A 26383-nucleotide genomic window follows, 5' to 3' on the forward strand; every position below is an offset into this window, starting at 1 on the left:
CACAACCAACACCTGGGGGAACTGTGAGCACAGCACTGTCCGGTCTCGGACTCGACCACGTCGAGTTCTACGTGACCGACGCCGAGGCCCGCGCGGCCGAACTCGCCGAGAGCTACGGGTTCCGCGTCGTCGCGCGCGGCCGAGCCGATGACCACCACTCGATAGCCATCGGTCAGGGCGAAATCCTCGTCCTGCTCACCGAGGCGACGAGCGACGACCACCCCGCGGCCGCCTACGTGCAGACGCACGGTGACGGGGTCGCCAACATCGCGCTGAGCACTTCGGACGCGAAGGCGGCGTATGAGGAAGCGGTCGCGAGGGGAGCGACCGCGGTTCTTGCGCCGACGGAACGCGCCGACACCGTGCACGCCACGATCCGGGCGTTCGGAGACGTTGTGCACACCTTCGTGCAGCGACCAGCCGGGGCGCGATCGCTTCCGGCGGGGCTGACCCCGGTGGAGGAGGACGCGCCCGGCGGCGGCACGGGACTCGGCAGGCTCGACCACTTCGCGGTGTGTCTTGAAGCAGGCCAGTTGCAACCGACCGTCGAGTTCTACGTCTCCGTGCTGGGGTTCAGCCAGACGTTCGAGGAACGCATCGTCGTCGGCAGGCAGGCGATGGACTCGAAGGTGGTGCAGTCGCCGTCCGGCGAGGTCGTGCTCACGCTGCTCGAACCCGACAGGGACCACGAAGCGGGGCAGATCGACGACTTCGTGAAGGAGAACGGCGGCTCGGGTGTGCAGCACATCGCCTTCACCACGTCCGACATCGTGCGTTCGGTCGGCGCGCTGCGGGAACGAGGGGTGGAGTTCCTGAAGACCCCGGCGGCCTACTACCGTCTGCTGCCCGAACGCGTCGAACTCGCGGCGCACGCCGTCGGTGAGCTGCGCGATCTGAACATCCTCGTCGACGAGGACCACGCGGGCCAGCTGTTCCAGATCTTCGCCAGGTCGACCCACCCGCGGCGGACGTTCTTCTTCGAGGTCATCGAACGGCTCGGTGCGCAGACCTTCGGCAGCGGCAACATCAAGGCGCTGTACGAGGCCGTCGAGCTGGAACGCACCAGGGGCTCATCGTGACCCCAGCCGCACTGTCCACAACAGACTTCGCTGACCGGGCGAAGTCCGTTGTGCCCGCAGAGGTGTGGGACTTCGTCGAAGGTGGTAGCGGAGCCGAGGTCACGCTGGCCGCGAACATCGAGGCGTTCGACTTGATCCGCGTCGTGCCGAGGGTGTTCTCCGGCGTCGCCAGCCCGGTCACGAACGCCACATTGCTCGGCACCGACGTGTCGGCACCGCTCGCCGTTGCACCCATGGCCTACCAACGGCTTCTTCATCCGGAAGGCGAACTGGCCTCCGCGCGGGCCGCCAAGTCCGCGGGTGTCCCGTTCACGGTGTCGACCTTCAGCAGCGTGTCGGTGGAGGATGTCGCCGCGACCGGTGCGCTGACCTGGTTCCAGCTGTACTGGTTCGCGGACCGGGCCGTCACCGCCGATCTCGTCGCGCGAGCCGAGGACGCCGGCTGCCGGACGCTCGTGCTGACCGCCGACCTGCCGAGGATGGGCAAGCGGCTGAGGGACATCCGCAACGGCTTCACGTTGCCCGCCGACGTCACGGCGGCGAACCTGCCTGAGACCGGGCGTTCCTCGGTCGTCGCCCGGCACACCGACCTGCTGGTGGACCCGGCGTTGTGTTGGGACGACCTCGCCTGGCTGCGGGCACGCACCCGGCTTCGACTGGTGGTGAAAGGAGTTCTGGATCCCGCCGACGCGAAGACCGCGGCCGGGGCCGGCGTTGATGCGATCGTGGTCTCCAATCACGGAGGCCGCCAGCTCGACGGCGCCGTGGCGAGCGCCGAGGCCCTCCAGGACGTCCTCGACGCGGTGGCCGGTCGGTGTGACGTGTTGCTGGACAGCGGCGTCCGATCCGGCCTGGACGTGTTGAAGGCGGTCGCGCTCGGCGCCGACGGGGTGCTGCTGGGCCGTCCCGTGCTCTGGGGGCTGGCAGCGGACGGACAACGGGGTGTGGCCGACGTGCTCGCGCTGGTGCGCGACGAGCTCGCGGACGCGATGACGTTGTCGGGTTGCCGGGACGTGGCGGCGATCCGCGGACTGCGGTGTCTCGTTCGGAGCGGAGGTCGTCGGTGAAACCGTTGGTGGTGGCGGATCTGCACGCCTCGCTCAGCGATCCGGTCCTGGAGTCGATGAACTTCCTCAACGAGGTCGCCGGTCGCTTCCGCGACGCGATCTCGTTCGCCGCCGGCCGGCCGACCGAGAAGTACTTCGAGATCGAGGACGTGGAACGGTGCCTGGCGCGGTTCCGGGAACACCTGGAGGTGAGCAAGGGGCTTGATCCGAGCCAGGTTCGCCGGTTGCTGCTCCAGTACGGACGCACCAAGGGGATCGTGCACGACCTGATCGCGACGAACCTGGCGGTGGACGAGGGCGTGGTCGTCGACCCGGAGGCCGTGGTCGTGACCGTGGGTTGCCAGGAAGCGATGTTCCTCGTTCTCCGCGCCCTTCGGGCGGATGAGCGCGATGTCGTGCTGGCCGTGTCACCGACCTACGTCGGCATAGCGGGGGCGGCCCAGCTGGTCGACATGCCGCTGCGGCCGGTGCGTTCCGGCGCCGGTGGCATCGACCTGGACCACCTCGCAGACCAAGTGCGCGGTGCTCGCGCGGCCGGTCGGCGCCCGCGGGCCGTGTACGTCGTGCCGGACTTCGCCAACCCGACCGGCACGAGCATGGACGTCAGGACGAGGCGCGCACTGCTCCGCCTCGCCGAAGAACTCGACTTCCTGGTGCTGGAGGACAACCCGTACGGCCTGTTCGGCGACCACGACGAGCGGCCGCCGACGCTCAAGGGGCTGGACGAGAACACACGTGTGGTCTATCTGGGCTCGCTGGCGAAGACCTGCTTCCCCGGTGCCCGGATCGGTTATGTGGTCGCCGACCAACCGGTGTCGGGCGGCGGGGTGCTGGCCGACGAGCTCTCGAAGATCAAGAGCATGACGACCGTCAACACCTCCCCGCTCGCACAGGCCGTCGTCGGCGGCAAGCTGCTTCAACACGACTACAGCCTCGTCGCGGCGACCAAGCGGGAGAGCGATGTCTACCGGCGCAACCGCCGCCTGCTGCTGGACGGGCTCGCCGAGCGGTTCCCCGGTGGGGAGCTTTCCTGGAACACACCCGCGGGCGGGTTCTTCGTGGTGGTCGACGTGCCCTTCGTGGCGGACGACCAAGCGCTGGAGCGGTCAGCGGGCGGACATCGGGTGTTGTGGACACCCATGAGCCACTTCTACCGCGGCTCGGGCGGCGAACATCAGCTGCGCCTGTCCTGCAGTGCGTTGGCGCCCGGCCAGATCGAGGAAGGGCTCAACCGGTTCCGCGCGTTCGCCGGCGAGCAGATCCGCGAGAGCGGTGTCGTTCGGTGATCATCCGAGGCCGTCGGCCGCGTTCGACTGCGAACAGCGCGCACTCGCACAGCGGCGGAACGCCGGCGAATGCACGCGGGAAGAGGGCTGAGCGATGCGGGCGGTGGTGATCCGTCGATTCGGCGGCGCCGGCGTGTTCGGCGTCGAGTCGGTACCGGAGCCAGCCGTCGCGGCGGGGGAGAGCCTGGTGGACGTGGCGGTCGCCGGTGTCAACTTCGCCGATCTGAGCCATCGGACCGGTGTTCCCGCGCGGCCGTTGCCCGCGGTGCTGGGGGCGGAGATCGCAGGTGTCCGCCGGTCCGACGGACGCCGGGTCGCCGCCCTGCTGCGCGAGGGCGGCGGATATGCGGAGGTCGCCGCGGTGCGGGACGCGCACGCCGTCGTGATCCCGGACGGGATCGACGACCTGCAGGCGGCCGCCCTGCTCGAGCAGGGCGGCACCGCGTACGCGGCGCTCACGGCGGCCGGCCGGATCCGGCCGGGGGAGAGCGTCGTCGTCACCGCGGCCGCGGGAGGAGTGGGACACCTCGCGGTCCAGGTGGCGAAGGCTCTGGGCGCGGGCCCGGTCGTCGGGATCGCGTCAACCGGGCCGAAGCGGGCGTTCGTCGCCTCGCTCGGTGCCGACGTCACGTTCGATCCGGCGTCACCCGGGCTGGCCGAGGAGGTGCGCGAGGCCACGCACGGTGGCGCAGACCTCGTCATCGACACCGTCGGAGGGCCGCTGATGAGGGCCGCGCTCCGATTTCTCCGTCCGTTCGGCAGGGTCGTGTCGGTGGGCTCGCGGTACCCCGGTCCCGACCAGCTGTCGATCGACGACGACCTGGGGGTGCCGTCCGTCGGCGTGTTCGGGTTCTGGATGCGGCACGTCATCGAGGACCGCGCGTTGTACGAGAAGGTCACGGGAGAGGTGTTCGGGATGGCGTTGCGGGGCGAGATCGTCGCCGCGGTCGATCGCGTGGTGACGATGCACGAGATCGGTGCGGCGCACGAGGCGATGGCCGCGCGGGAGACCACGGGCAAGGTGCTCGTCGACGTGCGCCGCACGTGGGCGGGTCAGTAGCGCTACTGGTCTCCGCTGTGTTCCCCGCTGTGTTCGCGCAGCGGAACCAGGAAGCTCCGTTCGAAGGTCAGCACCACGTCCCCCTTGGCGGTGGAACCGGTGGTACGCACCGTCACGATTCCCTGACCGGGTCTGCTGGCGGACGGCCGTTTGGCGATGATCTCGCTTTCGGCGTAGAGCGTGTCACCGGCGAAAACGGGGTGGTGCAGGCGAATCGAGTCCCAGCCGAGGTTGGCGACGGCCTGCCCGCTGGTGCTGCGCACGCTCATGCCGCTCACGATGCTCAACGTCACCAGGCTCGACACCAGCGGCCGGCCCCATTGAGTGGTCTCGCAGTGGGCAGCGTCGATGTGCAACGGTGACGTGTTCATGCAAAGCGTGCTCATCAGGACGTTGTCCATCTCGGTGACCGTCCGACCCGGCCGGTGCTCGAAGACCGCACCCACCACGAACCCCTCGTAGTCGAACCCCAGGAGTTCCCGGTACCTGTTGTCGCCGACACGCTCGTATCCGGTGGGCGCCGGACGTGGCTCGGTGGTCATGCGGTCAGCTCCCGGACGGCGGAAGCGAACTGGGTGATCTGGGTGTGCGCCAGGTCCGCCCTCACCATGATCCTGATGCCCGCGTGGCCGCGCGCCACGATCGGGAAGAAGACCGCGGAACTGTAGAAGCCGCGTTCGTACAGGCCGGCGGAGAGGGCGACCGCGAGGTCGGCGTCGCCGACCTCGACGAAGCGGATGTTCATGCCGTCGCCCGCGAACGGAGTGGGCAGCAGTTCGTCGAACAGGGCGACGTTGCTCCGCAGCTTTCGTTGCAGCTCACCGAGTTCGGGCGAGCGGTGGATCGCGGCGCTCGCCAGTGCCGCGCCGACGTCGGCCATCCCCATGTTCTGGGACCAGGCGATCGCTCCGGCGTGGCGCAGCAGGAAGTCCCTCAGCCGCGGGCTGTCCAGCAGCACGACGCCGCCCTTGGCGCCGAACGCCTTGTGCAGGCTCGCGACGATCACCGTCAGCGGGTTCGGCTCGATCCGCGAGCGCACGAAGCCCTCGCCGCGCTGTCCGACCGCGGAAAGAGAGTGCGAGTCGTCGAAGAACAGGAACAGGCCGTAGCGCTGCTGGAGTTCCAGCAGGCCTTCCAGCGCCGTCGTGCCACCCATCGAATACGCGCCGTCGGCGACGTAGGCGACGGACGGGTACTTGCGGCAGATGTCCTCGAGCTGGTTGAGGTCGTTGTGGTCGATGGTCAGCACCAGACTCTCGTCCGCGCACACCGGCTTCACATACGACATGCAGAAGTGGCTCATCTTGTCGAAAACCATGACCCGGGGACCATCCGGAGCGAGATGGCCGGAGGCGACCAGCGGCAGGATCCCCGAGGTGAGGGCGCTGCACGAGAGGCCGGCCAGCGCGGTGCCGCCGAACAGGTCGCCGAGCTCGTCCTCCAGGCGGGTCAGCATCGCGGGGCGCACGCGGGTCGTGGAGACCGAGAGCGCGGTGGAACCCTCTGCCCGCAACGCTTCGACCGCGCCTTCGATGACCGCCGGGTGACGGTTGAGCCCCAGGTACGAGCACGAGCACAGGTTCACGAACTCGTGTCCGCGGCCGGTGTCGACGAGCCGGTTGCCCGCGACCTCGACGTCGAGGTTGAGCAGGCCTTCGTCTGCGGCTGCCTGCCAGACGGGGTCGGCCAATGCGAGCATCTTCTCGTTGTTGCGGTATCGGCGAGGTCCCACGACCCCTGCCGCGGTGTGCACGCTCATGCCCATGCTTCTCCTTTGCCGGCGCTCCGCGACGCGGACTCGGCGGGTGGTTCGAACTCGTCAAGAAGTCGTTGTGCCGCATCGAAGAACGGCCGACCCGCCATCACCCCGTCCACGGACGTCACGGCACGGCCGTTCGCCTTGCCCGCCGTGACGATCCGTTGTGCCAGCGCGAGCACGTCCGCGTCCGGCGAGAAGGCGTCGTTGATCACGGGCACCTGGCCGGGGTGGATCGCCGCCTTGCCGCTGAAGCCCAGGTCCTTGGACAGCGGTGCCTCCCAGCGCAGAGCATCCAGGTCGGCGAACTCGAACACGGGCGAGTCGACCGCCTCGATGTTCGCCGCCCGCGCGCTGTTGACCACCCGTGCGCGCGCGGACAGCAGGCATTCCCATGTGCGCCGCGCCCCGACGGCGAACGAGTAGTCGGCGGCACCGAAGATCAGTGCGCGCAGGGATTCGGAGGCCTCGGCGATCGAGAGGGCGTTCTCCAACCCTCGCGGAGTCTCGATCACCGCACAGATCTCGAGATCCGCGCGGCCGCCACCGAGCACCTGCTCCACGATCTCGACGTCCCTGGCCGATTCGGCCTTCGGGACGACCACGATGTTCGGCCGCACCTCGTAGTCGAGCAACGCGACCAGATCCCGCAGCCCGTCTGGCTCGGTGACCGCGTTGACCCGCACCGCGCAACGGCGTGCCGCGGCCGACGGAGCGGAGAAGAACATGGCCGCGTCCCTGCGCGCGATCTCCTTGTCCGCGGCGGCGACCGAGTCCTCCAGATCCACCACGCAGATGTCTGCGCTGGACTGGTGGCACCTCCGGTACCGGTCCACCGCCGTCGCCGGAGTGAACAGCATCGATCGAAAATGCTTGGTGTACCTCATGAAGTTCCCCCCATAGCGTGCTACCGGACGTGCCGGCTTCTGCTCGCCGGTCCGAACCTAGCGCCGTTGTGCCCTGCGGGCCAACAAAACACCGCACTGAGGTTGGACGGTCCACATCCGACCATCGGTCGTTGTTGACACCGGTTCGGCGTGCTCGCTAGCTTCGGTGCACTGCTGCTCTTGGGGGAGGGCCTATGGAGATCATCCACACCATCAAGGAAGTTCTCGCGTCCGAGGTGTTCGTCGAGGTTCCGAAGGACCAGATGAATCCTGACGACAGCCTGCGCGACGCGTACGGGCTGGATTCGCTCGGCTTCGCGGAACTGCGGGTGCAGTGCGAGGACCGGTTCGGCATCACCATCCCGGACGACGAGTTCAACCCCGAGAACTTCGGCACGATCGCGAGCGTCGTGGCACTGGTGGAACGCCGGGTGTCGGCGCGGCAGGATCTCGCGAAGTCCGCCGAGAAGCGCTGAGCCATGACGGTTTCCCTCGGCGGCGCGGACCTGCGGAGTCTGCGGTTCGCGCAGGAACACCACCTCAACCACTACGGCCGTGCACGGTTGCCGTTCAGCAGCGTGCGCGCAAGTGGTGTCGAGATCGAGATGGCGGATCTGAGCCGTGACGGCGAACTGTTCTCGGTGATCGATGCCAGCGGTGGCTACGGCAGCGCGTGTCTGGGCGCGGGCCATCCCGCTGTCCGCGGTGCGCTCGATCGCGGCCTCGGCGAATCCGGTTACGTCACCGACGAGGTCGGCTCGCTGGAACGGGCGAGGTTGCTGGAGCGGCTGCTCGGCGCGGAAGGCCTGTGGCGGGACCACTTTCCCGAGGGCCGTTATCGTGTGAGCGGGCGGAACTCGGGTTCGGAAGGTGTCGAGCTCGCGTTGCGGCTGGTGCTGGAGTCGCGGTTCGACGGGCGGCGACTGCGGTACCGGCCCGAGCGCGCGCAGCGGGACACCATCCTGGTGTTCGAAGGTGCCTGGCACGGTTGGACCGACGGGTTGCTGCCCCTGCTCAACCGCAGGCACTACCGCGTCGGACTGCCCGGCCTGCCGACGGGTGAGGACGGTCTCCGCGTCGAACACGTTCCGTTCGGCGACGTGGCCCTGCTCCGGGACTTCTTCGCGGCCAACGCGCACCGGCTGCTCGCGGTGTTCGTGGAACCGGTGCAGGGAGACGCGGGGATTCTCCTGCCACCACCCGGCTACCTGCGCACCCTGGCTGATCTGTGCGTGCGGGACGAGGTTCTGCTCGTCGCCGACGAAGTCCTCACCTTCGCCAAGACCGGCCGGTTCTTCGCGATGGTCGACGAAGGCGCTCCCGTGCACACCGACATCACGGTCATCGGCAAGAGCCTCGGCATGGGAGCGCTCTCGACATCCATGGTCTTCGCGCGGAGCGAGCTGGGCGTGCGCGCCACCGGTGCCGTCGCCACGTCGGATCTGCGTCCGCTGACGTGCGCCGTGATCAACGACGGGCTGGCCCACATCGTCGCGGAAGGCCTGCTCGAACAGTCGAAAGCGGTGGGCGAGCACCTGTCGCACGCGTTGCGAACACGACTCGTGCGGCGGTTTCCGGAGATCTACGCGGAGAGCCGTGGTATCGGTGTGCTGCACGGCGTCGAGCTCACCGGCAAGGCCGCGGGCAAGCTCGGCGCGTTGCGCACGGAACTGGTCAGGGCGGGCGTCTACGTGGAGTTCATGGCCGGAGCTGGCCGGCGCTCGCACGGGCTGCGCTACGTGCACCCGGCAATGCGCATCGCGCCGCCGCTCGTGACCACTGCCGACCAAGCCGACCTGATCGTCGACCGGTTGTGCGCGGGAACCAGGGTGTTCGAGGACCTGTCGTGACGACGCCGGTTCCGGTGGCGTGGCGGCACCAGGTGGAGCACGTCGACACCGATGCCTCCGGAGTGGTGCACTTCTCCCGCTACGCGTCGCTGGTCGAGAGCGCGCTGCTGGACCTGCTCGAATCGACGGAACACGGCCTGGCCGCACTTGCCGCGCGGGAGATCGAACTCGTCGTCACCGAGCTGAAGATCGCCTACCGCGCCCCGGCCCGCTATCGCGACGTGCTCACCGCCGAGATCGGACTCGAGCACGTGGGCGGCACGCAGATCCGCGCGTGCGGATCGCTGTATCGCGCCGCTGACGGCGGTGAACGCACCGTACTCGTCGACGCACGCGTCTTCCTGGCGGCGGTGGAGCGGTCGAACGGGCGCCCCACCGCACTTCCCGCGCCCGTTCGCCAGGCCTGGAGAGGACTGACGGGACATGACTGACCAGCTCGTGGAAACCGCCCGCACACTCGGTTTCTCGGAGATCAAGCAGTGGTTGCGGCATCGCCACCCGATGATCTACATCGACCGGGTCACCGACTACGAGCCAGGAGTCCGGCTGGTGAGCGTGTTGTCGGTGTCCGGCGCGCTGGACTGCGTCGCGGGACACTTCCCCGACCGTGCGATCTTCCCCGGCAGCCACCTCATGCAGGCGTTCGCCCAGTCCGGGATCGTTCTGTACCAGTTGTCCACCTCCCGGCTGGACGATGACGAGATCACCCTGATCGGCTCGGTCAAGTCGCGGTTCACCAGGGTCGTCGTGCCCGGAGACCAGGTGTTCTTCGATGTCCGGGTGGACCGCCTGATGGGCAAGGCCTTCTTCTTCTCCGCGACGGCGCGGGTCGACGACCGGACGGTCGCCCTGTTCAAGGGAACGCTGACGAGGACGCCGGTGGCCGAGCTGGGCGCGCAACTGTGGTGACGACCCGGTCGTCGGCTCCGCCCGTGGTGACGGGCATGGCGTGGACGACCCCGCTGGGGACCGGACTGGACGACGTGTGGGCCGTTTTGCTGGCGGGCGGGTGCGGGGTCCGGCCGGTTCCCTCGCGGCACGCGTTGCGCACGACCGCCGCGGCGATGGTCGCTGCGCCACCCGCACCAGATCCGCCGGCGGAACGCCAGATCACCCTCACGGCAAGCACACTGGAGAGCGCGTTCGCGCACGCCGGTCTGACAGTCGGTGATCCGCGCGTGATGGTGGTGCTCGGTTCCAGCTACGCCGGAAACCTCGACGGAGCAGAGGGCACGGTCGACAGCTGGGCGACCAGTGCGGTCGAACGGCTCGGCCACCCGAACCCACCGGTGACCGTCGCCACGGCGTGTTCGGCGGGTTCGGACGCGCTCCTGATAGGTGCGGAGCTCATCCGTGCGGGCATCTGCGACATGTGCGTGTGCGGCGGCGCCGACGTCGTGACGCCCGCGAAACGGTTGGGGCACAGCGCGCTCGGCACGATGAGCACCGGCGAACTGCGCGCGTTCGACCAGCACCGCGACGGCATGGTGCTCGGCGAGGGCGCGGCTTTCGTGGTGCTGGAGTCCGAATCGTCCGCGGCAGCGCGCTCGGCGACGGTGCACGCGCGGCTCGCCGGGGCCGGCTCCGCCAACGACGCGAGCGGCCTCACCAGCCCGGACGAATCCGGGGACAGCATCGTTCTGGCGGTGGACAGGGCATTGCGGGGCAGCGGCCTCACGCCGGCGGACATCGCGGTGGTGAGTGCGCACGGATCGGGTACGTCGATGAACGACACGACGGAGGCCACGGCTCTGTCGCGGATCTTCACCGGCCTGCCTCCCGGGCCGCTCGTGTTCGGCACGAAGGGAGCGCTGGGCCACAGCCTCGGTGCCACCGGCGCGATCGAGGCGATCACCGTGATCCTCGCCTTGAGGGAGGGTGTGGTCCCGCCCGTGCTCGGACTTGCTGAGCCTATCGCCGTTCTCGTGCCGGAGGTGGCCGCCGGTGCGGCCCGCCCGTTCCGTGGTGCCGCCGGTGTCAGCCTCACCCTGGGTTTCGGCGGGTTCAACACCTGCCTGGTGTTCACCGGGACGCCGTGATGGATCCCGTGCTGGGACTGGGCTCGCTCATCGTCGTGGACCCCGCGGTGTTCGACCACAACGCGCCGTCGTTCTACGCGGACTCGGTCGCGTGGCTCGTCGCGGAGGCCGTGGACCGAGCGCTCGGGCAGGCCGGCGACCAGGTGGGCGAGGTGAGCGATGAGGTGGGCGTCGTCGTCATCAGCGAGGTCGCGACCACCGGCACGATGCACGCCATCGGCCTGGGCGCGGCGCGAGGACGCGTGTCACCGTTGCGCTTCGCCGGTGCCAACCCCGGTGTGCTGGCAGGCCTCACGTGCATCAGACGGCGGTTCCGCGGCCCCTCGCTGGTGTTGTCGACGAGTCCGGCGGCCGCACTCGGCGCCGGTGTAGCGGTGGTGCGCGGCTGGCTCGACTCGGCTGCCGCGCGGTACGTGGTGCTCGCCGCGCACTTCGTGACGGAAGCGGGGGAGCACGTGGTGAACTGCGCGATCGTCGGCGAAGGCAAGCCTGTCGACCTCTGCTCGGTGCTCCTGGCGTCGCCGCCGGAACGGTTGGAGGAGCGTGTGGTTTGTCCGCCGAGCTCGCGCTGACCAGGGACGTGGTCGAAGCATTTCTGTCGCGTGTGGACGATCCCGGCCACGACCGGCCAGTACTGGACGACGTCCTGGAGGACATGGCAACGCTCGGCTTGCCTGCCGGCGGTGTGGTGGTGCTGGCGTTGGCCAACGGAGCCGAACTGCTCAGCCACTACTTCGCGGTCCTGGTGTCGGGACTGGTGCCACTCGCCGTCTCGCCGGCGACACCGTCCGCGCGGCTCGCCGAACTGCTCCGCCGGGTCGGTGCGAAGGCGCTGATCACCAAACGGGCGCATGCCGCAGTGCGGGGCGTCGGGTCGGCGCGTCGCATCGGTTCGGCTCAGGTGATCGTGGTCGATCGCGGACCACACAGCGACGTGGCGCCAGGTGACGTTCTGATGCTCACCTCTGGCACGTCGGGGAGCTACAGCGCCTGTGTGCACCGGGTCGGTTCGCTGCTGCGCAATGCTTCTCGGCACGCACTATCAGTGGAGTTGCATCGCGATGACGTCGTGCTGGTCACGCTGCCGCTGCACTACTCGTACGCGATGGTCGCCCAAGTGTTCGCGGCGCTGGTTTCCGGAGCCGGTCTCGTGGTCACCGGGCCACCGTTCGCACCGCCCTCCTTCCTTTCCGTCCTGAAAGGACACCTCTGCACGTCGTCGTCGATCACGCCGACGATGGCGCGATCGCTGCTGGTGGCCGGAGATCGTCTGCCGCGGGTGTTGCGAGCGCTCACCGTGGGAGGCGACCAGATCAACGCGGACCACGTGCAGAGCTTGCTGGCGTTGCATCCGCAGGGTGAGCTCTACCTCACCTACGGCCTCACGGAGGCCGGCCCGCGCGTCTCCACGCTGGCCGCGCACGCGGAGCCGGCCCGGCGGCACTCGTCGGTGGGCCTGCCGATGCCGGGGGTGAGCGCGTCGATCCGGGACGGAGCGTCCGAGGGCGAACTGCTGGTCGAGTCCGACACGGTGCTGGTGTGCAAGATCGGAGCCGCGCAGCCCTTCGTACGGCCGGGTGTGATCGCGACCGGTGACGTGTTCTGGATCGACGACGGCTACCTGTACTTCCGCGGCCGGAAGTCCGACTTCGTGGTGGTCAGGGGTGAGAAGGTGTCGCTGACCACGGTACGGCAGGCGGCAGCCGCCGTTCCCGGGGTGCTGAGCTGCACACCTCGAGTGGAATCCACAGAGGACGGTGAGGTGCACCTGGATCTGGAGGTCGTCGTCGCGGACGGGGGAACGGACACCGCACGCCGGGTGCGCAGCGCGCTCGCCGCCTCGCTGCTGCCTGCGGAGCGGCCGAGGCGGATCGTCGTCAGTGTGGCTGATCCGATGGTGTTCCAGAAGTGACAGCGGCTTGTTCGGCAGCGTTCATCTCACGCCACACCGGGAACACGAAGACGGTGAGCGTCGCGGCGAGGTAGATCGTGCCGAGCAACGCGATCGTGCCGTGCAACCCGGCCGTGGTGACGAGAACACCCGCGGCAGCCGTGCCCACGGGCATTCCGAGCATGGCCCCGGCCGCCCCCGCACCCAGGACCCGGCCTCGCTTGTCCTCGGGAATGCGTTGGTACTCCACGGTCGTCATGATCGGGTTAATGGCGCCTCCGGCGATGCCTGCGGCGAACATCGTCACGATCAGGACGGGCAGTCCGGGCTCGGCGAGCAGCACGAAAAAACGAGGACACCCCATGAGGAGGTAGCAGATGGCGAAGGTCTGCCATCGGGGCAACCTGGGTCCCAGCCAGCCGAAGAGCGTCGCTCCGGCGAGTGCCCCTCCCGCGGGGAGACCGACGAGCAGGCCGAGCGCGACACTGCTGTGCAGGACCTCGCTCGCGTAGACCGGGAGGATGACGACCACGAGTGCGGCGTCCAGCAGGTTCGTGACCATGGTCATGATCACGAAGACCAGCACGAGCCGGTCTCCGCGCAGGGTGCGCAGCCCCTCGCCCAGTTCGGCGAGGTATCGACCGGTCGGCCGCTCCCGCGTCTCGTCGGGCCGCACGCAGAACCGCACCAGCGCGGCGCACAGCAGGAACGTCAGCGCGTCGACCACAAGCACCGGTGGCACACCGAGCCACACGATGAGCACACCGGCCAGTGGGCCACCGAGCATTCGTGCGCCGCGCGTGGCTCCCTCGTACGCACTCGCCGCCCGCTCCATGGGAGTGCTGGACCTGCTCACGATCGACGGCAGCAACGTCACCCTGCTCGCGTCGCCCGGTGCGCGGCTCAGGCCGAGCAGCAGTGCGAGAGCCACGATGTGCCACAACGCCAACAGGCCGAGGTGGTGCAGCACGGGGATCACCGCGACCGCCGCGAAAGCGACGACGTCCGCCGTGATCCCGGACCGCCGCGCGCCGAACCGGTCGATCAGTGGGCCGGACATCGCGGAGCTCAGAACGAGTCCGGCGGTTTCCGCGGTGGCCACCAGACCGGTCTGCACGGCACTGCCGGTCGTGTGCAGGACGAACCATGGGACGGCGAGGAACGTCATGGCGGTGCCACACGCCGAAATGGCGTTGGCGAGGACCAGGGCCGCGAGTTCGGCACGTGTTTTCGTGAGCACTTCATCCCCCCAGGTGACCGGCCTCGACGGCTGTTCGCCCGGCAGATGTTAGCGGGATCAGCCTGCGCGGAGCCGACGAAGCGTGCAACCGCAGAATCGATCACTTGAACACCGGAGGGGCAGGAAACCGCTGTCGGCATCCGCGCGTCGGTGATCGGAACGCTTGACGCCCAGTGCGAAGTTGCCTACGTTCGGCCGGGTCCGCGTCGCGCGGACTCCGGGGGCTCTGTTGCTGGTGACGCATTCCGTTGTGGCTGAGGGGTTTCGCCGTTCCCGTTGAGAAGTGCCGCCGGTGGCGGTGGTCTGCCGAACGGTGGGGGACACCTTCACGACGCGTCTCGGACACGATCCGGAGACCACTCCGTCGGGGGGATCGGCATGACGACGCTGTACATCAGCAACAACCGGACCGAGGACATGGTCGGCATCCTGTCGGCGCAGACCGAGGAAGAACGCGTGTCCGCCGGGATCGGTGCGCAGCGGATGGTGTGGTTCGCCGGCGACGGCGACGTGGTCGTGTTGCCGAGGATGCCGGAGGACGCGTTCCTCGACTACGTGATGTCGTTGCGGGGCATGCGGCGGTCGTCCTTGCGACTGGTCACTCCTCCGCCAGGAGAGCTGGGCGAGCACCTCCTGTCGCCGGATCGCTTGGAGGACAGCGGATTCCTGGCCGAACTGCGGAACGTGCTGGACGGGCGGGCACTGCGGGAGATCATTCCCGTCCACCCGGATCCTGCCGTCGTCGCCGTGGCGAGGGCACTGGGCGCGGAGGACAAGCTTCCTGGCGCCCGTTTCGCCGGCCAGAGCGGCACGACGCTGATCAACAGCAAGGCGGTGTTCCGTGCGGTCGCCGCGGGCATCGGCGTGCCGATCGCTCCGGGCGCGGTCGTGACGAACAGGAGAGACGCGGTGGAGGCGATCGAGAGCCTGCTCGCCGACGGGCACTCGGTGATCCTCAAGAAGGAGCATCAGATCGGTGGCCTGGGCAACGAGGTGGTCAGCCGGCGTGCGGGAGTCCGGCCGCTCGGCGCCAGTGAGGTCGTCCACGTCACCGACCGCGCCGCCGTCGAGGAGTACGTCGCGCGCCGGTGGAACTGGCTGACCGGTGACCGGCACGACCGGCTCGTCGTCGAGCGTTACTACGAGGACTCGGTCGCGCTCTACGGCGAGTACCTGATCACCGACGACGGGATCGAGCTGATCGGCAACGGCGAAATGATGATGTCGCCGGTGTTGTCCGGCATCATCCTGCCCGCGCAGCCGCCTTCGCCCGAACAGCTCGCCGAGCTTCTCCTACTGGGGCGGCGGATGTGCGAACCGTTCCGCGACATGGGTTATCGGGGCGTGCTTTCCCCGGACGCGATCCTCACGCCCGACGGTGAACTGCTGTTCACCGAGATGAACGCGAGGATCACCGGTTGCTCCCATCTCCACATCGCCATCGCCGAATGCGCCGGTGGCCGCGAGCGCCTGGGGGACCGGGTGGTTCTGGAACAGGGTGGCTGGCGGGTTCCGTCGTTCGGTGCCGCCGTGGACGTGCTCGACCGATCCGGTCTGGCGCTCGACCCGGCCACGCGAGCGGGCGTCGTGCTGGGGCTCGATCTGACCCGGTTGAACGGCACGGTCCGGTGCTGCTTCGTGGCAGAGGATCTTCCTGCGGCGCTGGAGATGCAGCGTCGGCTCGAGTCGTTGTCCGTGCCCGTCGCGGTCTGAAGCACAAGGCGGGCGCCGGGCCCGCTGAGGGGGGACGCAGTGCTGGTGAGAACTGTTGGCGAGTTGATCGGTGGTGACCGCGATGTCGCATGGGGCAACGGCTACAGCAGAAGACTGCTCCTCGCCGCCGACGGCCGTGGCTTCTCCATGACGGAAACCCTGGTGGCGCCGGGTACCAGCTCGATTCTGCGGTACGACAACCACTTCGAGGCGTGCTACTGCGTCGAGGGCCGGGGAGAGGTGATCGTCTACGGCGTTTCGTACCCGATCAGCGTCGGGACGATGTACGCGCCTGAGCGCGGTGAGACGCACCTGTTGCGTTCAATCGAAGGCATGCGGCTCATCTGCACGTTCAACCCGCCGTTGATCGGGCCGGAACGGCACGTCCTCACCGAGACTGAGGCCTCCACTTATTGAGACGGGCACATGCTACGCATGACCGCGACCGACCCGTCCGCGTCGTTCCCGTCGGATCTCGTCGAGCGCGAGTTCGACCAGAGCCAGCTGAACGCCGTGTGGCCGACCGACATCACGTATCTGTCCCGTGGTGAGGGCGAGATGTTTCCTGTGCGCGATACGGGACGGGCACTCCGCAGGGCGCTCGGCTACAGCGTAGCCGAGCACATCGGCGCCGACATGGTCACTGAGGTCATCGAGGCCGCGGTGGCCGCCTGCAGCGGTAACTGTTGACCGAGTCGATGAACGCCTTCCGCTGCACGCTCGGGATCAAGGTCATTGTCGTCCGGCCGATCCCGAGCGGGCCAATGGCTGTCCGGAGACCTCGTTCCCGCCCAGCCGCGGCTTCGGTTTCGGCGCGGTCGCCTACCCCACACGGGCGATCAAAGCGCCGCCGCTGGCCGGGACGGTCGAGCGGCGCGGGCGGCGTCCTGGACGCACGAGGAGTTCCTGGCGGCCGATGCAGCGCGAGGTCGCCGCCCGCGAGTCGCACGGCGGTGAGCGGCGCATCCGCGCGGCGCGGTTCCCGTCGCGCAAGTCCCTGGAAGAGTTCGGACTTCGACCACCAGCGCTCACCCGAACGCGAGACCATCACACATCTCGATGAAGACGGCGGATCTCCGCCTGGTCCTCCACGTGGAGCACTCCCTGCTGTCGACGAGGTTCGATCCACCCGTCGGTAGGAGGTCAGTTTCACGCGTTGCCGATATGCGAGCTCGATGAGACAGGAGCCCGGCAACGTGGCAGGACCCTTCTGGCCTGGACGGGGTCTCACCCGTTTACGCTTTGATCCCAGGTTCGACTCCAGTTGTGGCTCCGCCACGATCCCCATCGCACTCAGGCGTTGGCTCCGGCCATGATCGAGGCGCCGGACTGAACGCGCGCCGGGCGGACCTGGGCGGCCAGAGCGCCGGCGATGCTCCTTGCTGGTGAGCGCTTAGGCGATGACGAAGAGGCCACTTGCGATGCCGCAGTGGTGTACTTGCTGACCTGGGTGTACTTGCTGACCTGCAAATTCGAGAATCTCGGTGACAAGACTTCGGGCTGGTCCGGCGAGTTGGTGGGGAGCCCGTGCTCTCAATTTGCTCCCAACGCAACGCAAAGAACCTGCCGACGGGATCCTCCGACAAGTCCTCTGACCTGGTAAAACACGCTGTGGGCGATACTGGGATCGAATCAGTGACCTCTTCGGTGTGACTTATGGCACGGGTACCGCGCTGACCTGCAAGAACAACAATCTTGCAGGTCAGCGCGGGTCAGGCGGGGTCCATAGAGGACTGTTCCGGCATGTTCGACGCGCGGAGTTGCTCCCGATCTCCGCCCACTCCGTGCTCCCAGGCTCGCCGAGTACGACCTCCTTGCGTTCCCGTGGTGACCACAGATTCGCATCCGGTGAACGCCACTCCTCCGGATATCTCCGGCGGGCCGATCCGTGACGGGTGGGCCGCCAGGTGGGGTCGTCAGCCGTCGCTGCTGCGGGTGTGCGCTTCCCTCGCGAGTGCGACTTGCGTCTTTCCGGCCGTTCGGTCAACACGTCCGACGGGGTTGTGGAATCCTTTGGACCGAACGGTCGAGCGTGAGGTGGAGTGCTGGTGAAGACGCCCGAAGAGTGGATGCGGGACTTCGAGGCGAAGATCGCCGAGGCGCAGGCCAAGGCCGCCGCGGTCCAGGAAGGGCTGGCGCAGGCTGGTGGGTCCGCTTCGTCGAAGGACGGGTCGATCATCGTCAGCGTCGCGCCCAACGGGGCGTTGACCGGGCTCGAGCTGACCGCGGACGCCATGCGGAAGGCGCCGGGGCAGCTGTCCGGCGAGATCCTGGAGATCGCGCGCAAGGCGCAGCGCGGTGCGGCTGTGAAGGTCGCCGAGACGTTCGGTGCGGTGGAGGGGACCGGGTCCGAGACCTACCGCATGATCACCGAGTACCTGCCGCCGCCGGAGGAAGAGGAGCAGCCGAAGCCCGCGGGGTACGCGTTCAACGAGGAGTACGAGGAACGTGCCGCTGCGGCACCGCCTCCTCCTCCGCCTGTGCGTCGTCCCGCGCCTCGTCCTGACGACGACGAGGACTTCGGCGGCGACTCGATCTTCAAGAAGCACTGAGACCGGCTGGGGGAGCGGTGGCAGAGGAGAACAGCACGACCACGTGGTCCACCGGTGCGGGTGTGGTGGACAGCGTCGCGGGCTTCGTCGACTCGTTGACCTCGGAGTCCGAGGGCGAGGGGCCTGACGTCATCGACGTCGCGCTCGGTGGTGCCGGTGTGGTGGTGGACGTGGTCGCCACGATGGCGAACCCGTTGGGCATGCTGGCGTCGGCCGGTGTCGGGTGGCTCCTGGAGCACGTGGACTTCCTGCGCGAGCCGCTGGACGCGTTGCTGGGCAACCCCGACGAGATCAACGCGAACACCGACCAGCTCAAGCAGGCGGCTCTGCAGATGAAGGTGGTCGCGCAGGAGCACCGTGAGGACCTGCGTTCCGTCTCCGACTGGGAGGGGGAGGCGGGGGACGCGTTCAGGCGCGAGATGGAGCAGATGGCCGCCGAGTACGACGCGCTCGGCAAGACCATGGACGGCACCGCCGCGATCTACGCGTTGTCCGGCGCGCTCGTGTGCGAGCTGCGGTCGCTGGTGTTCGGCTGGATCTCCGACCTGATCGGTGAGCTGATCGCGAGCGCGCTCATCGCCGCGGCGTCGGCCGTGGTCACGCTGGGCAGCTCGATCGCCGCGTTCGCCGGGTACGCGGGCACCCGCGCGGCGATGATGGCGACCAAGATCGCGGGTCGGCTGTCGAAGCTGGCGTCCGCGATGGCGCGTTTCGGCGGGCGCATGGCGAAGCTGGCGGAGAAGATGGAAGGCCTGGTCAAGGGGCTTGAGCGGTTCGCGGAGTACGGCGGTTACGCCAAGACCGCGTACGACGCCGTCAAGCCCTACGACATGCCGCCTGCCAACGCCTGATGACCGGCCGAACTCGGGGGTCCTCCTCTCATCACACCGGTAGTTCGCACAGCGGCAACACACCGTCCTCGCCGCCTCCGTCCTCCTCGTCGCCTTCGCCGGGCGGTGTCGGCGGGCGCGGTACGCGGATGGACCCGGACGCCGTCGAGTCGCTCGGCGGCAAGATCGCCGGTCGAGGCGACCAAGTCAGGGCCGACGTCGCGAGCAAGCTGAACATCAACGCGACCTCGGGCAGCGCGGGTGTGTTCGGCCAGGTGGCGATGCAGCACGCCGACCGCGCGATCCAGACCGCGCGCGGCGGTGCGGAGAAGGCGGCCGAGGCCGCGGACAACGCCGGCACCAAGACCAGGGAGACCGCTCGCACCACGCGCGACACCGACCAGTCGGTGGCGTCGTCGATGAACCGCGTCCAGCCGAAGGCACCGGTTCAGGCTTCATCCAGCAGCTCCACGGCCGGCACCTCGTCGTCCTCGTCCTCTTCCGGGAACCGCGCTTCGGTGCCGCCGTCGCCGGGGAGCTCCGCGGGCAGCGGTTCCACGAGGACGCCCGCGCCCTCCGGGCCGTCGGTGAAGGTGTCCGACAAGCCCGGCGGGCCCGCGAACGCGCCCGGAGGCACACCGGTCAGGCCTTCGGCTGCCACGACGCCGGGTGGACCGGGTGGCCGGCCGTCCACGCCGGGGGTGAGCCCGTCCACCGCCGGTGGCACGCCGCCCGCGGGAGGTGGCGCCCCGCCCCGCCCGGCCGTGGGTCCCGGGACGGGCGGGGCGCCTCGGCCCGGTGGGACTGGGCTGGGGATGGCGCCTGCCGGTGGTCCGCCTGCCGGTCAGGGACGTGCGGCTGGTGGTCCGCCCGCGGGTGGCGCAGGGGCTGGTGGGCCGGGACGTCCTGCCGGTGGCCCGCCTGTGGGTGGGCCTGCGGCCGGTGGGGCGGCTGGTCAGGGACGGGTGCCTGCCGGTGGCCCGTCCTCGGGTGTGGCGGGGCGCGGGCCTGTCGGTGGTCCGCCCGTGAGTGGTTCGATGGGCGGACATGTGCCGTCGGGTGTGGCGGCCGGCGGGCCGGGGCGTGCGCCTGCTGGTGGTCCGCCGGCTGGGCCGGGACGTGCGCCTGGTGGTGGACCGCCCACCGGTGTCGTCGGGCCAGGACATGCGACTGCGGGTGGTCAAGGGCGCGGGCCCGCTGGTCCGCCCGCGCCTACGGCGGGTGGACCCGGCCGTGGACCTGCGGGTGGTCCGCCTGCGGGCGGTCCGGCGGCAGCCGGACACGGGCGTGGGCCGGCTGGTGGTCCACCCGTCGGCGGGCAGGGACCTGGCGGTCGAAGCCGTCCGCCCGGCGTGCCGCCGCACCAGCCCGGCGCGTCTGGTCCGGTGCCGCCCGCACAGCGCGGGCCTGGTCCGGTTCCCGGCGGGCCGGGGCGGGGCATGCCCTACCCCAACGGGCAGCACGGTCCTGGGCCCGCGGGGTTCGGGGCGGGTGGCCCCTACCCCGGTGGTCCCGGGCGCAACCCTCCTGTGCCCGGTGCGCCTCCCGGTCCGGGCGTGCGGCCCGGCATGCCGCCCGGTGGCCACGGTTCGCCTCCTGGTGCTCCCGGGATGCGGCCCGGGGGTCCTGGCGTTCCTCCGGGTGCGAGGCCTGGCGGTCCTGGTGTTCCGCCGGGCGGGCGCGGCATGGCGCCAGGTGGTCCTGGGATGCGTCCCGGCACGCCGCCGGGCGGGCCGGGCATGCACCCCGGCGTGCCCGGCTCGCCTGGTCCCCACCGTCCCGCCTGGTCCCCCCAGCAGACGCCGGGGATGCACGCGCCGCCTGCGCACCGTCAACCTGGGTACGGCAACGTACCGGTTGCACCGCAGGGGTTTCCGCCCGCGGCGGGGCCCCACCAAGGGGTGCCTGCCGGCGTCGGTCAGGACAGTGGTCCGCCTCTGGTGCACGAGGCCTACTCGGAGCCGCGGCCCGGGCCGGACGGCGAACCGCCCGTCGCCATGCGGCACGTCGACCCGTCGTACTACGGCGTGGACCCGGCGAAGGTCGTGCACCGAGACGTCCCCGGCTGGACGCGGGACGAGAACGCGCTCTATCGAGGTGACACGCGGTCGCCGGAGGAGATCAAGGCGGCGGGCGGGTTCGACGTCAAGGCGCCCGCCGAGAAGCCGGACCTGCTCCAGCACGTCCACGGGGACACCAACGGCTACGTCAGCACCACGTCCGACCAGCGCACGGCCGTCGAACGGGCGGGCACCGGCGAGGGCAAGGTCTACGTGGTCAAGGCGCCCGGCGGCATCATGACCGACGCGACGCTGGACAGCGTCGGCGATCACCGCCGCCGGTACTCCGAGAGCGAGACGCTCTTCCCCGGCGGCATCGACTGGCGGTACGTCGAGGGCTGGCACCAGGTTCGGCACGAGCCCGGGCAGGGGCTCGTGCTCGGGCCGTTCGTGCCGAACCCCGACTTCGTCGGGCACAAGAGCGGTTCCGACGGCACCACCGCGCAGTCGGACGGGGCACCGGACCCGGTGCGGCCGCGCGCCGAGGAGCAGCCGCCTCCTCGCCGGGAACCGGTGCCACCAGGGCAGAACGAGACACCGGCCAGATCCGAGGTGCCCGAGCGGCAGTCCGGGCCGACGCAGCCGGTGCCGCGGCCGGCGGACATGCCGCGGCCGTCCATCGCCGAGCGGCTCAACACCGCGCCGCCGACGCACCAGCCGGCGCAGGCGGTCGCGCCGACGCGCACGGAATCGCCGCCGGTGCACGATCGCCTGGACACGCAGGAACCTGGTCAACCGCGCCCCGAGCAGGACCGTCCGCAGCACGAGTCCGAGCGTCCGCACCGGGAACCGGACCGTCCGCAGCACGAGCCGGGGGCTCCGCGGCACGACGACGCGCCGTCTGAAAAGGACCGCGGCAGCCGCGAGGAGGAACTCCCGCAACGGCCGCAGAAGCCGCTCAGCGACCGCCTCGGCCCGCTCGGCGACGAGCTCGACGCGAACGTGCGCGACCACGTGCACACCACGCCGGCCGGTATGTCGATCTTCGACAGGTCGCAGGACCGCAACGAGTTCCACACGGCCAGGGAGCTGCCGCGGATCCCCGGGCAGTTCGTCGTCGACCTGCACGGCAGCGCGCACTCCGCACGCGTCGGCAGCTACCCGCTCACCCCGCGCGACGTCGCGGACATCATCCGCGCGAACCCCGACTACCGGGGCGACCCGATCACCCTCGTCGGGTGCGACACGGGTCGGCGGGACGACGGGTTCGCCGCCCGGCTCGCCCAGGAGCTCGGCGCGCCGGTGACCGCGCCGAACACGGACGCGTGGGTCGACTACAACGGCAACCTCTTCGCCACCAGGACGCAGGACAACGAGCGTCCCGGCTGGCCGCCCGACGGTGAGTGGCGCACGTTCGGGCCGGACGGCTCCCAGCAGATCCACGAAAGTCCCCACCCGCCAGGGCACACGCCCGAGTGGGGCGACGAGACGCCCGAGTTCGCGCCGGAGACCGCGGAACGGCGTGGCGAGCGGGAGGACGACTTCCGCGACATGCGCGACCACAACCGCGAGAAGCGCGAGGAAGGTCTGGACTCGGTCCGCGAGCTGACCGGCCGGAACCCGAGCACGGACGCCGAACGCCGGCCGCACGAGCGCACGCTGTCGACGGCGCGCTACCGCAGCGACCGCGACGGCGAGTTCGCCGACTTCTACAACTTCAGCGGCAAGCAGCACGACTGGAGTCCCGCGGCGGAGGCCCCGCAGCAGCCGCCGAAGAACGAGCGGCTCTTCGAGACGTCCAACGCGACGTCGTACGACCCGGAGAGCGGCGGTTGGCGCGACGGCGGCGGCACCCCGAGGGTCAACGACTCGGAACCGAAGATGTTCGAGGACCTCGCGCGCCACCAGCTCGCCGAGTACAGCGGCTTGTCCCGCAACGAGGTCGACACGGCACTGCGCGACGCCAACAAGACGGTCGACAAGCTCGACAAGGAAGACCCGAACTACTACCGCGACGGCTTCAAGGGCGAGGTGCAGCGCACGCAGGACCGCATGTCCCTCGCGATCGACGAGCTGAACAGGCGTGGCGCGGCACGGGCCGAGGCGAACGGCACGACGTACGCGCCGTTCTCCGCGGCGGACATCTCGGGCGATCTCCGCATGGTGGTCGACCTGCCGTCGGCCAAGCGCGACGGAACCCCGCCCGAGTTCCAGATCTGCATGTCGTGCCAGAAGATCATGCTCGCCTACGAGCGCATCTTCCCGAACATGCGCCTGGAGGTCGTCAACCGAGCTGGAGAGAGGCTTTACCCGCTGTGAACCAACCGACTGACAACCCCGGTGAGCGCATCGCCGCGATCTTCGAGCGCGTGTGCGCGAACGGTCTGCGGCGCGGGTCCGTGGCAGGCGCGTCCGACGACCAGATCGACCAGATGGCCGCGGAGCAGGGGGTGGACCGCGTTCCCGAGGCGGTGCGCGAGGTGTTGCGCATCATGGGTGTCCGATCAGGACTGTGGCTCGCGGGGACCGCGTTCGGGGTCGAGGCCATGACCGCCGAGCGCAAGCGGCACGTCGTCGCCACGCTCACGAACCTCGAGCACGAGCTGGCGGACCCGCGCGGCCTGCTCGCGCTGACGGCGCACCAGGGGTACGCGTACCACGTCGTCGACGGCGCCGACCTGGACCAGGACGACCCGCCAGTCTGGGACGTCGTGGAGGGCGACGGCGCGCGCAGGGCGTGGGACAGCGTCAGCGACTGGTTCGCGGGCACCGCGCCGAACGTCGCCGACCTGCGCGACATGCTGGAGATGATGGAGGAGATGGGCAAGCGGCCGCCGAAGTGGGCCGAGTTCGTCGAACCCCGCCGGTCGTGACCGTCTTTCCGTTGTGCGGCAAGGAGTGAAGCAGGTGCAGTTCGACATCGCGATCGACGGGGACAGGGCGTTCCGGATCGGCCCCGGCGCGGACGCGCCGGTCGAGACGCTGCTGGGCGCGGAGATCTGGCGCGTCACCGACGAGGGTGCGACGCTCACCGACCTGGACCCCTTGCAGGGCCACGTGAGCGACGAACGGCTGGTCGTCGTCCGTAAGCTGCCGCCGCTCCCCGGCGCGTGGCCGCAGTACCCGTCGCTGCCGCCCGGTGACGCGATGCCGCGCACGAACACCCCGATCCTCGACCGGGTGCAGGACGCTCTCGTCGCGCTCGCACCTGAGGGCTGGCAACAGGTCGAGCTCCACTGCCGTGCGCTCGGCCGCTGCATGGAATACGAGGCGACGGTCACCCTCGACGGCATCACCCGCGCGTGGGCGCCGCCCGCGATGGCCGGTCAGTGGCTGCACCGGTTCCGGGTGCGCGAGTTCCGCAACAGCCTCGGCACCTGGTTCACCGGCAGCTTCACGTTCGTCCGGGACGGCGAGACGACCCGCAGGTTCCTGATCGACGGCCCGCCGCAGTGGCGGATCGAGACGTCCGCGGAGACGCACGCGGCTGACGAACTGCGTCTCCTGCCCAGACGGCCGGAGGCGGTGCCGGACTGGATGTGGCACGCGGCCGGCAAGGCTCAGCAGAGGGGGCGCGTCCACGCCTGGGACCCGCCGCAGGAGACCACCCGGCTCGACCTGGCGCGCGCGTTCGACGTGATCGAGGACGGCAGGGGCGTCTGGTACCGGCCCATGGTCGGAGGCAGGGAAGCCGCTCTGCTGCTGCGCTACCTGGAGAGCGCGCCGGTCGTCCTGTCGTCGCGCGGCTCGGCGGCGGACCTCGTCACCGGCGAGGAGGAGGTCGTGCCGCTCGGCTACCAGACCGACGGCCGCTGGGTGTGGCCCGCGAGCGTGGTCTACCACTTGGACAAGCACGAGGTCCCGCCGCCGTTGGAACTGGTGGACCACATCCGCCAGCAGCGCTACGAGCCGCCCGTCGTCCCGGAGATCGCGAAGGCGCGCGCGGCGGCGCTCGCGATGGGCCGGCCGTTCAGCGAGCAGCAGGTCGAGGCAGCGCTCCGCAAGGCGCTGGAACCGCTCTGGCCGTTGATCACGCGTCTGCAGACCAGCCCGCGCTTCTACAGCCTGGACGGCCACCGCGAGCAGGCGTGGTGCCTGGTCCGCGACGGCGACTGGTACGAGGTCTACTGGGCCGATGAGGGGTTCAAGGAGAAGCGGGAGAGGTTCGCGGACGTCCGCAACGCGGTCGCCTACCTGGCGGGCCAGCTCGTCCTGAACCAGGACGCGCTCGGGTTCGAGCTCGATGAGGAACTGCCCGCGTGGCAGTCGCCGTTCCAGGTGATCTCCGAGCTGGACCCGTCGCTCGACACGATGACCGGTGTGCGGCTGACCCAGGTCGAGGACCTGTTCGTGCACCGCTACGGCGACCACGACGGCAACCTCGCCTACGAGAGCCCGATCGAGTCGGACCGCGAGCACCACCTCTACCGGCTCAAGGGCCCGTGGAAGCTGATCACCGCCGTCACCGCGGAGGGCGTCCGCGCCTACGTCCTGCCGAAGCCGTTCACCGAGTACCCGGATCACATCGACGACTTCACCCTGCACCCCGGCCTGCCCGAGATCACGGACTCGCTGCGGGAGCAGGCCCGCCGCCAGGTCCCCGACACCTGGCTGTGGTGCGCCGACCCCGAGGTCAACCCGAACTTCATCGACGGCATCCCGGACGCGACGCTGTTCGGCGCGTACGCGGTGGGCCCCGACGGTGAACTGACGGGCGAGACCTACCTGAATCCCCACTACCGCCCCGGTCCGCGACGGCGCGGTGTCCCCGAGCCCCTGGCGGACCTCGACGTGGTGCTGGGCTACGTCGCGGCCGGGTGGGCGCCGCAGCAGCGTCTGCTCACGGCGGCGCTGGAGGCCAACCTGATCGCGGAGACGGACGGGCAGGGCAACCTGCGCATGGGAACCACGGCGGGCGGGCGTCGGTTCGTGGCGGTGTGGTCGGCACCGGGGCACGTGCCCGCGGAGGTCGTGGCGCCGATGCAGACGACGGGGCGTGAGCTGGCCGCGGTGCTGGCGGGTGGGGTGCTGGTGATCAACCCCGGTGGGCAGCTCGGTGTGGAGTTGCCGGGTGACGACCTGATCGCCGCGCTGAACGCCTGAGCCGCGCCTCGTTCACGGTCTTGCGCAGGC

26 protein-coding genes are annotated in these 26383 nt (G+C 69.8%); 20 read left to right on the forward strand and 6 right to left on the reverse strand.

Annotated elements, in window-relative coordinates; all coding sequences use genetic code 11:
- The first annotated feature begins 23 nt into the window (after positions 1-23).
- From hppD to BMW88_RS29765, 4 genes are all read left to right on the forward strand, one after another.
- A complete protein-coding gene (hppD, locus tag BMW88_RS29750; RefSeq protein ID WP_245778155.1) occupies positions 24-1079 on the forward strand; it encodes a 4-hydroxyphenylpyruvate dioxygenase in 1056 nt (351 codons plus the stop codon).
- A complete protein-coding gene (locus BMW88_RS29755) occupies positions 1076-2146 on the forward strand; it encodes an alpha-hydroxy acid oxidase (RefSeq protein ID WP_245778156.1) in 1071 nt (356 codons plus the stop codon). The genes hppD and BMW88_RS29755 overlap by 4 nt, the downstream gene beginning before the upstream one ends.
- Positions 2143-3432, forward strand: a complete 1290-nt coding sequence (locus tag BMW88_RS29760) for an aminotransferase-like domain-containing protein (RefSeq protein ID WP_342715254.1) — start codon at positions 2143-2145, stop codon at positions 3430-3432. The genes BMW88_RS29755 and BMW88_RS29760 overlap by 4 nt, the downstream gene beginning before the upstream one ends.
- Positions 3433-3535: 103 nt before the next feature.
- Positions 3536-4492, forward strand: coding sequence for a quinone oxidoreductase family protein (locus BMW88_RS29765; protein ID WP_218148250.1), 957 nt, complete (start codon positions 3536-3538; stop codon positions 4490-4492).
- Between the two features lie 2 nt (positions 4493-4494).
- Here the strand turns inward: BMW88_RS29765 and BMW88_RS29770 are convergent, their stop codons facing one another.
- The 3 genes from BMW88_RS29770 to BMW88_RS29780 are packed head-to-tail and all read right to left on the reverse strand — an operon-like array spanning position 4495 to position 7135.
- The gene (locus tag BMW88_RS29770; protein WP_089956912.1) at positions 4495-5034 is read right to left on the reverse strand and encodes a MaoC family dehydratase; all 540 of its coding nucleotides are present in this window, start codon (positions 5032-5034) and stop codon (positions 4495-4497) included.
- The gene (locus BMW88_RS29775) at positions 5031-6251 is read right to left on the reverse strand and encodes an 8-amino-7-oxononanoate synthase family protein (protein WP_089957171.1); all 1221 of its coding nucleotides are present in this window, start codon (positions 6249-6251) and stop codon (positions 5031-5033) included. The genes BMW88_RS29770 and BMW88_RS29775 overlap by 4 nt, the downstream gene beginning before the upstream one ends.
- A complete protein-coding gene (locus tag BMW88_RS29780) occupies positions 6248-7135 on the reverse strand; it encodes an HpcH/HpaI aldolase/citrate lyase family protein (RefSeq protein ID WP_089956915.1) in 888 nt (295 codons plus the stop codon). The genes BMW88_RS29775 and BMW88_RS29780 overlap by 4 nt, the downstream gene beginning before the upstream one ends.
- A gap of 194 nt (positions 7136-7329) precedes the next feature.
- Between BMW88_RS29780 and BMW88_RS29785 the strand changes: the two genes are divergently transcribed.
- Genes BMW88_RS29785 through BMW88_RS29815 form a run of 7 tightly spaced genes read left to right on the forward strand, consistent with a single transcriptional unit; the run spans position 7330 to position 12936 of the window.
- Positions 7330-7611: an acyl carrier protein gene (locus BMW88_RS29785; protein WP_089956918.1), complete on the forward strand. Its 282-nt coding sequence runs from the start codon at positions 7330-7332 to the stop codon at positions 7609-7611.
- Positions 7612-7614: 3 nt separating this feature from the next.
- Entirely contained in the window at positions 7615-8985 is a 1371-nt protein-coding gene (locus tag BMW88_RS29790; RefSeq protein ID WP_089956923.1) for an aminotransferase class III-fold pyridoxal phosphate-dependent enzyme, read from the forward strand.
- Positions 8982-9416, forward strand: coding sequence for an acyl-CoA thioesterase (locus tag BMW88_RS29795; RefSeq protein ID WP_177221460.1), 435 nt, complete (start codon positions 8982-8984; stop codon positions 9414-9416). Before BMW88_RS29790 ends, BMW88_RS29795 begins: the two co-directional genes overlap by 4 nt.
- On the forward strand, positions 9409-9894 hold the full coding sequence (locus BMW88_RS29800; RefSeq protein WP_089956929.1) for a 3-hydroxyacyl-ACP dehydratase FabZ family protein: 486 nt from the start codon (positions 9409-9411) through the stop codon (positions 9892-9894). The genes BMW88_RS29795 and BMW88_RS29800 overlap by 8 nt, the downstream gene beginning before the upstream one ends.
- A 35-nt stretch (positions 9895-9929) precedes the next feature.
- Complete coding sequence (locus tag BMW88_RS29805; RefSeq protein ID WP_089957174.1) at positions 9930-11024, forward strand: beta-ketoacyl synthase N-terminal-like domain-containing protein; 1095 nt, start codon at positions 9930-9932, stop codon at positions 11022-11024.
- Positions 11024-11596: a beta-ketoacyl synthase N-terminal-like domain-containing protein gene (locus BMW88_RS29810; protein WP_089956931.1), complete on the forward strand. Its 573-nt coding sequence runs from the start codon at positions 11024-11026 to the stop codon at positions 11594-11596. Before BMW88_RS29805 ends, BMW88_RS29810 begins: the two co-directional genes overlap by 1 nt.
- Complete coding sequence (locus BMW88_RS29815; RefSeq protein WP_218148251.1) at positions 11575-12936, forward strand: class I adenylate-forming enzyme family protein; 1362 nt, start codon at positions 11575-11577, stop codon at positions 12934-12936. The genes BMW88_RS29810 and BMW88_RS29815 overlap by 22 nt, the downstream gene beginning before the upstream one ends.
- On the opposite strand, the gene BMW88_RS29820 is transcribed toward BMW88_RS29815, so the two are convergent.
- Entirely contained in the window at positions 12902-14155 is a 1254-nt protein-coding gene (locus BMW88_RS29820) for an MFS transporter (protein ID WP_089956934.1), read from the reverse strand. The genes BMW88_RS29815 and BMW88_RS29820 overlap by 35 nt on opposite strands.
- Positions 14156-14533: 378 nt before the next feature.
- Between BMW88_RS29820 and BMW88_RS29825 the strand changes: the two genes are divergently transcribed.
- The 5 genes from BMW88_RS29825 (at position 14534) to BMW88_RS29850 (ending at position 19271) form a co-directional block, all read left to right on the forward strand.
- Positions 14534-15868 (forward strand): preATP grasp domain-containing protein, encoded by a 1335-nt coding sequence (locus BMW88_RS29825; protein ID WP_089956937.1) that lies wholly within the window; start codon positions 14534-14536, stop codon positions 15866-15868.
- Positions 15869-15913: 45 nt separating this feature from the next.
- Positions 15914-16285: an ectoine synthase gene (locus BMW88_RS29830; RefSeq protein WP_218148252.1), complete on the forward strand. Its 372-nt coding sequence runs from the start codon at positions 15914-15916 to the stop codon at positions 16283-16285.
- 18 nt (positions 16286-16303) lie between these two features.
- Positions 16304-16558 (forward strand): hypothetical protein, encoded by a 255-nt coding sequence (locus BMW88_RS29835; RefSeq protein WP_143116310.1) that lies wholly within the window; start codon positions 16304-16306, stop codon positions 16556-16558.
- A 1358-nt stretch (positions 16559-17916) separates the two neighbouring features.
- Positions 17917-18420: a YbaB/EbfC family nucleoid-associated protein gene (locus tag BMW88_RS29845; RefSeq protein WP_143116311.1), complete on the forward strand. Its 504-nt coding sequence runs from the start codon at positions 17917-17919 to the stop codon at positions 18418-18420.
- A 17-nt stretch (positions 18421-18437) separates the two neighbouring features.
- Positions 18438-19271, forward strand: coding sequence for a WXG100 family type VII secretion target (locus BMW88_RS29850; RefSeq protein WP_089956947.1), 834 nt, complete (start codon positions 18438-18440; stop codon positions 19269-19271).
- Between the two features lie 31 nt (positions 19272-19302).
- On the opposite strand, the gene BMW88_RS29855 is transcribed toward BMW88_RS29850, so the two are convergent.
- Positions 19303-19638, reverse strand: a complete 336-nt coding sequence (locus BMW88_RS29855; protein WP_143116312.1) for a hypothetical protein — start codon at positions 19636-19638, stop codon at positions 19303-19305.
- 60 nt (positions 19639-19698) lie between these two features.
- Complete coding sequence (locus BMW88_RS29860) at positions 19699-19977, reverse strand: hypothetical protein (protein ID WP_143116313.1); 279 nt, start codon at positions 19975-19977, stop codon at positions 19699-19701.
- 71 nt (positions 19978-20048) lie between these two features.
- On the opposite strand from BMW88_RS29860, the gene BMW88_RS42235 reads away from it, so the two are divergent.
- The 4 genes from BMW88_RS42235 to BMW88_RS29880 all read left to right on the forward strand — a co-directional run bounded on the left by BMW88_RS42235 (position 20049) and on the right by BMW88_RS29880 (position 26353).
- The gene (locus tag BMW88_RS42235; protein WP_177221461.1) at positions 20049-20279 is read left to right on the forward strand and encodes a hypothetical protein; all 231 of its coding nucleotides are present in this window, start codon (positions 20049-20051) and stop codon (positions 20277-20279) included.
- Positions 20280-21190: 911 nt separating this feature from the next.
- Entirely contained in the window at positions 21191-23569 is a 2379-nt protein-coding gene (locus tag BMW88_RS29870; RefSeq protein ID WP_177221462.1) for a scabin-related ADP-ribosyltransferase, read from the forward strand.
- A complete protein-coding gene (locus BMW88_RS29875) occupies positions 23566-24123 on the forward strand; it encodes an SMI1/KNR4 family protein (protein WP_089956958.1) in 558 nt (185 codons plus the stop codon). The genes BMW88_RS29870 and BMW88_RS29875 overlap by 4 nt, the downstream gene beginning before the upstream one ends.
- 34 nt (positions 24124-24157) lie before the next feature.
- Positions 24158-26353: an SseB family protein gene (locus BMW88_RS29880; RefSeq protein ID WP_143116314.1), complete on the forward strand. Its 2196-nt coding sequence runs from the start codon at positions 24158-24160 to the stop codon at positions 26351-26353.
- Positions 26354-26383: the final 30 nt, after the last annotated feature.

Source organism: Lentzea xinjiangensis, assembly GCF_900110955.1.
GTDB lineage: Bacteria > Actinomycetota > Actinomycetes > Mycobacteriales > Pseudonocardiaceae > Lentzea > Lentzea xinjiangensis.

Coding starts and splice junctions, on each gene's coding strand:
- BMW88_RS29800 (WP_089956929.1), top strand. CDS start 9,409: ATGACTGACCAGCTCGTGGAAACCGCCCGCACACTCGGTTTCTCGGAG.
- BMW88_RS29805 (WP_089957174.1), top strand. CDS start 9,930: ATGGCGTGGACGACCCCGCTGGGGACCGGACTGGACGACGTGTGGGCC.
- BMW88_RS29790 (WP_089956923.1), top strand. CDS start 7,615: ATGACGGTTTCCCTCGGCGGCGCGGACCTGCGGAGTCTGCGGTTCGCG.
- BMW88_RS29835 (WP_143116310.1), top strand. CDS start 16,304: ATGACCGCGACCGACCCGTCCGCGTCGTTCCCGTCGGATCTCGTCGAG.
- BMW88_RS29825 (WP_089956937.1), top strand. CDS start 14,534: ATGACGACGCTGTACATCAGCAACAACCGGACCGAGGACATGGTCGGC.
- BMW88_RS29780 (WP_089956915.1), bottom strand. CDS start 7,135: ATGAGGTACACCAAGCATTTTCGATCGATGCTGTTCACTCCGGCGACG.
- BMW88_RS29785 (WP_089956918.1), top strand. CDS start 7,330: ATGGAGATCATCCACACCATCAAGGAAGTTCTCGCGTCCGAGGTGTTC.
- BMW88_RS29810 (WP_089956931.1), top strand. CDS start 11,024: ATGGATCCCGTGCTGGGACTGGGCTCGCTCATCGTCGTGGACCCCGCG.
- BMW88_RS29775 (WP_089957171.1), bottom strand. CDS start 6,251: ATGAGCGTGCACACCGCGGCAGGGGTCGTGGGACCTCGCCGATACCGC.
- BMW88_RS29770 (WP_089956912.1), bottom strand. CDS start 5,034: ATGACCACCGAGCCACGTCCGGCGCCCACCGGATACGAGCGTGTCGGC.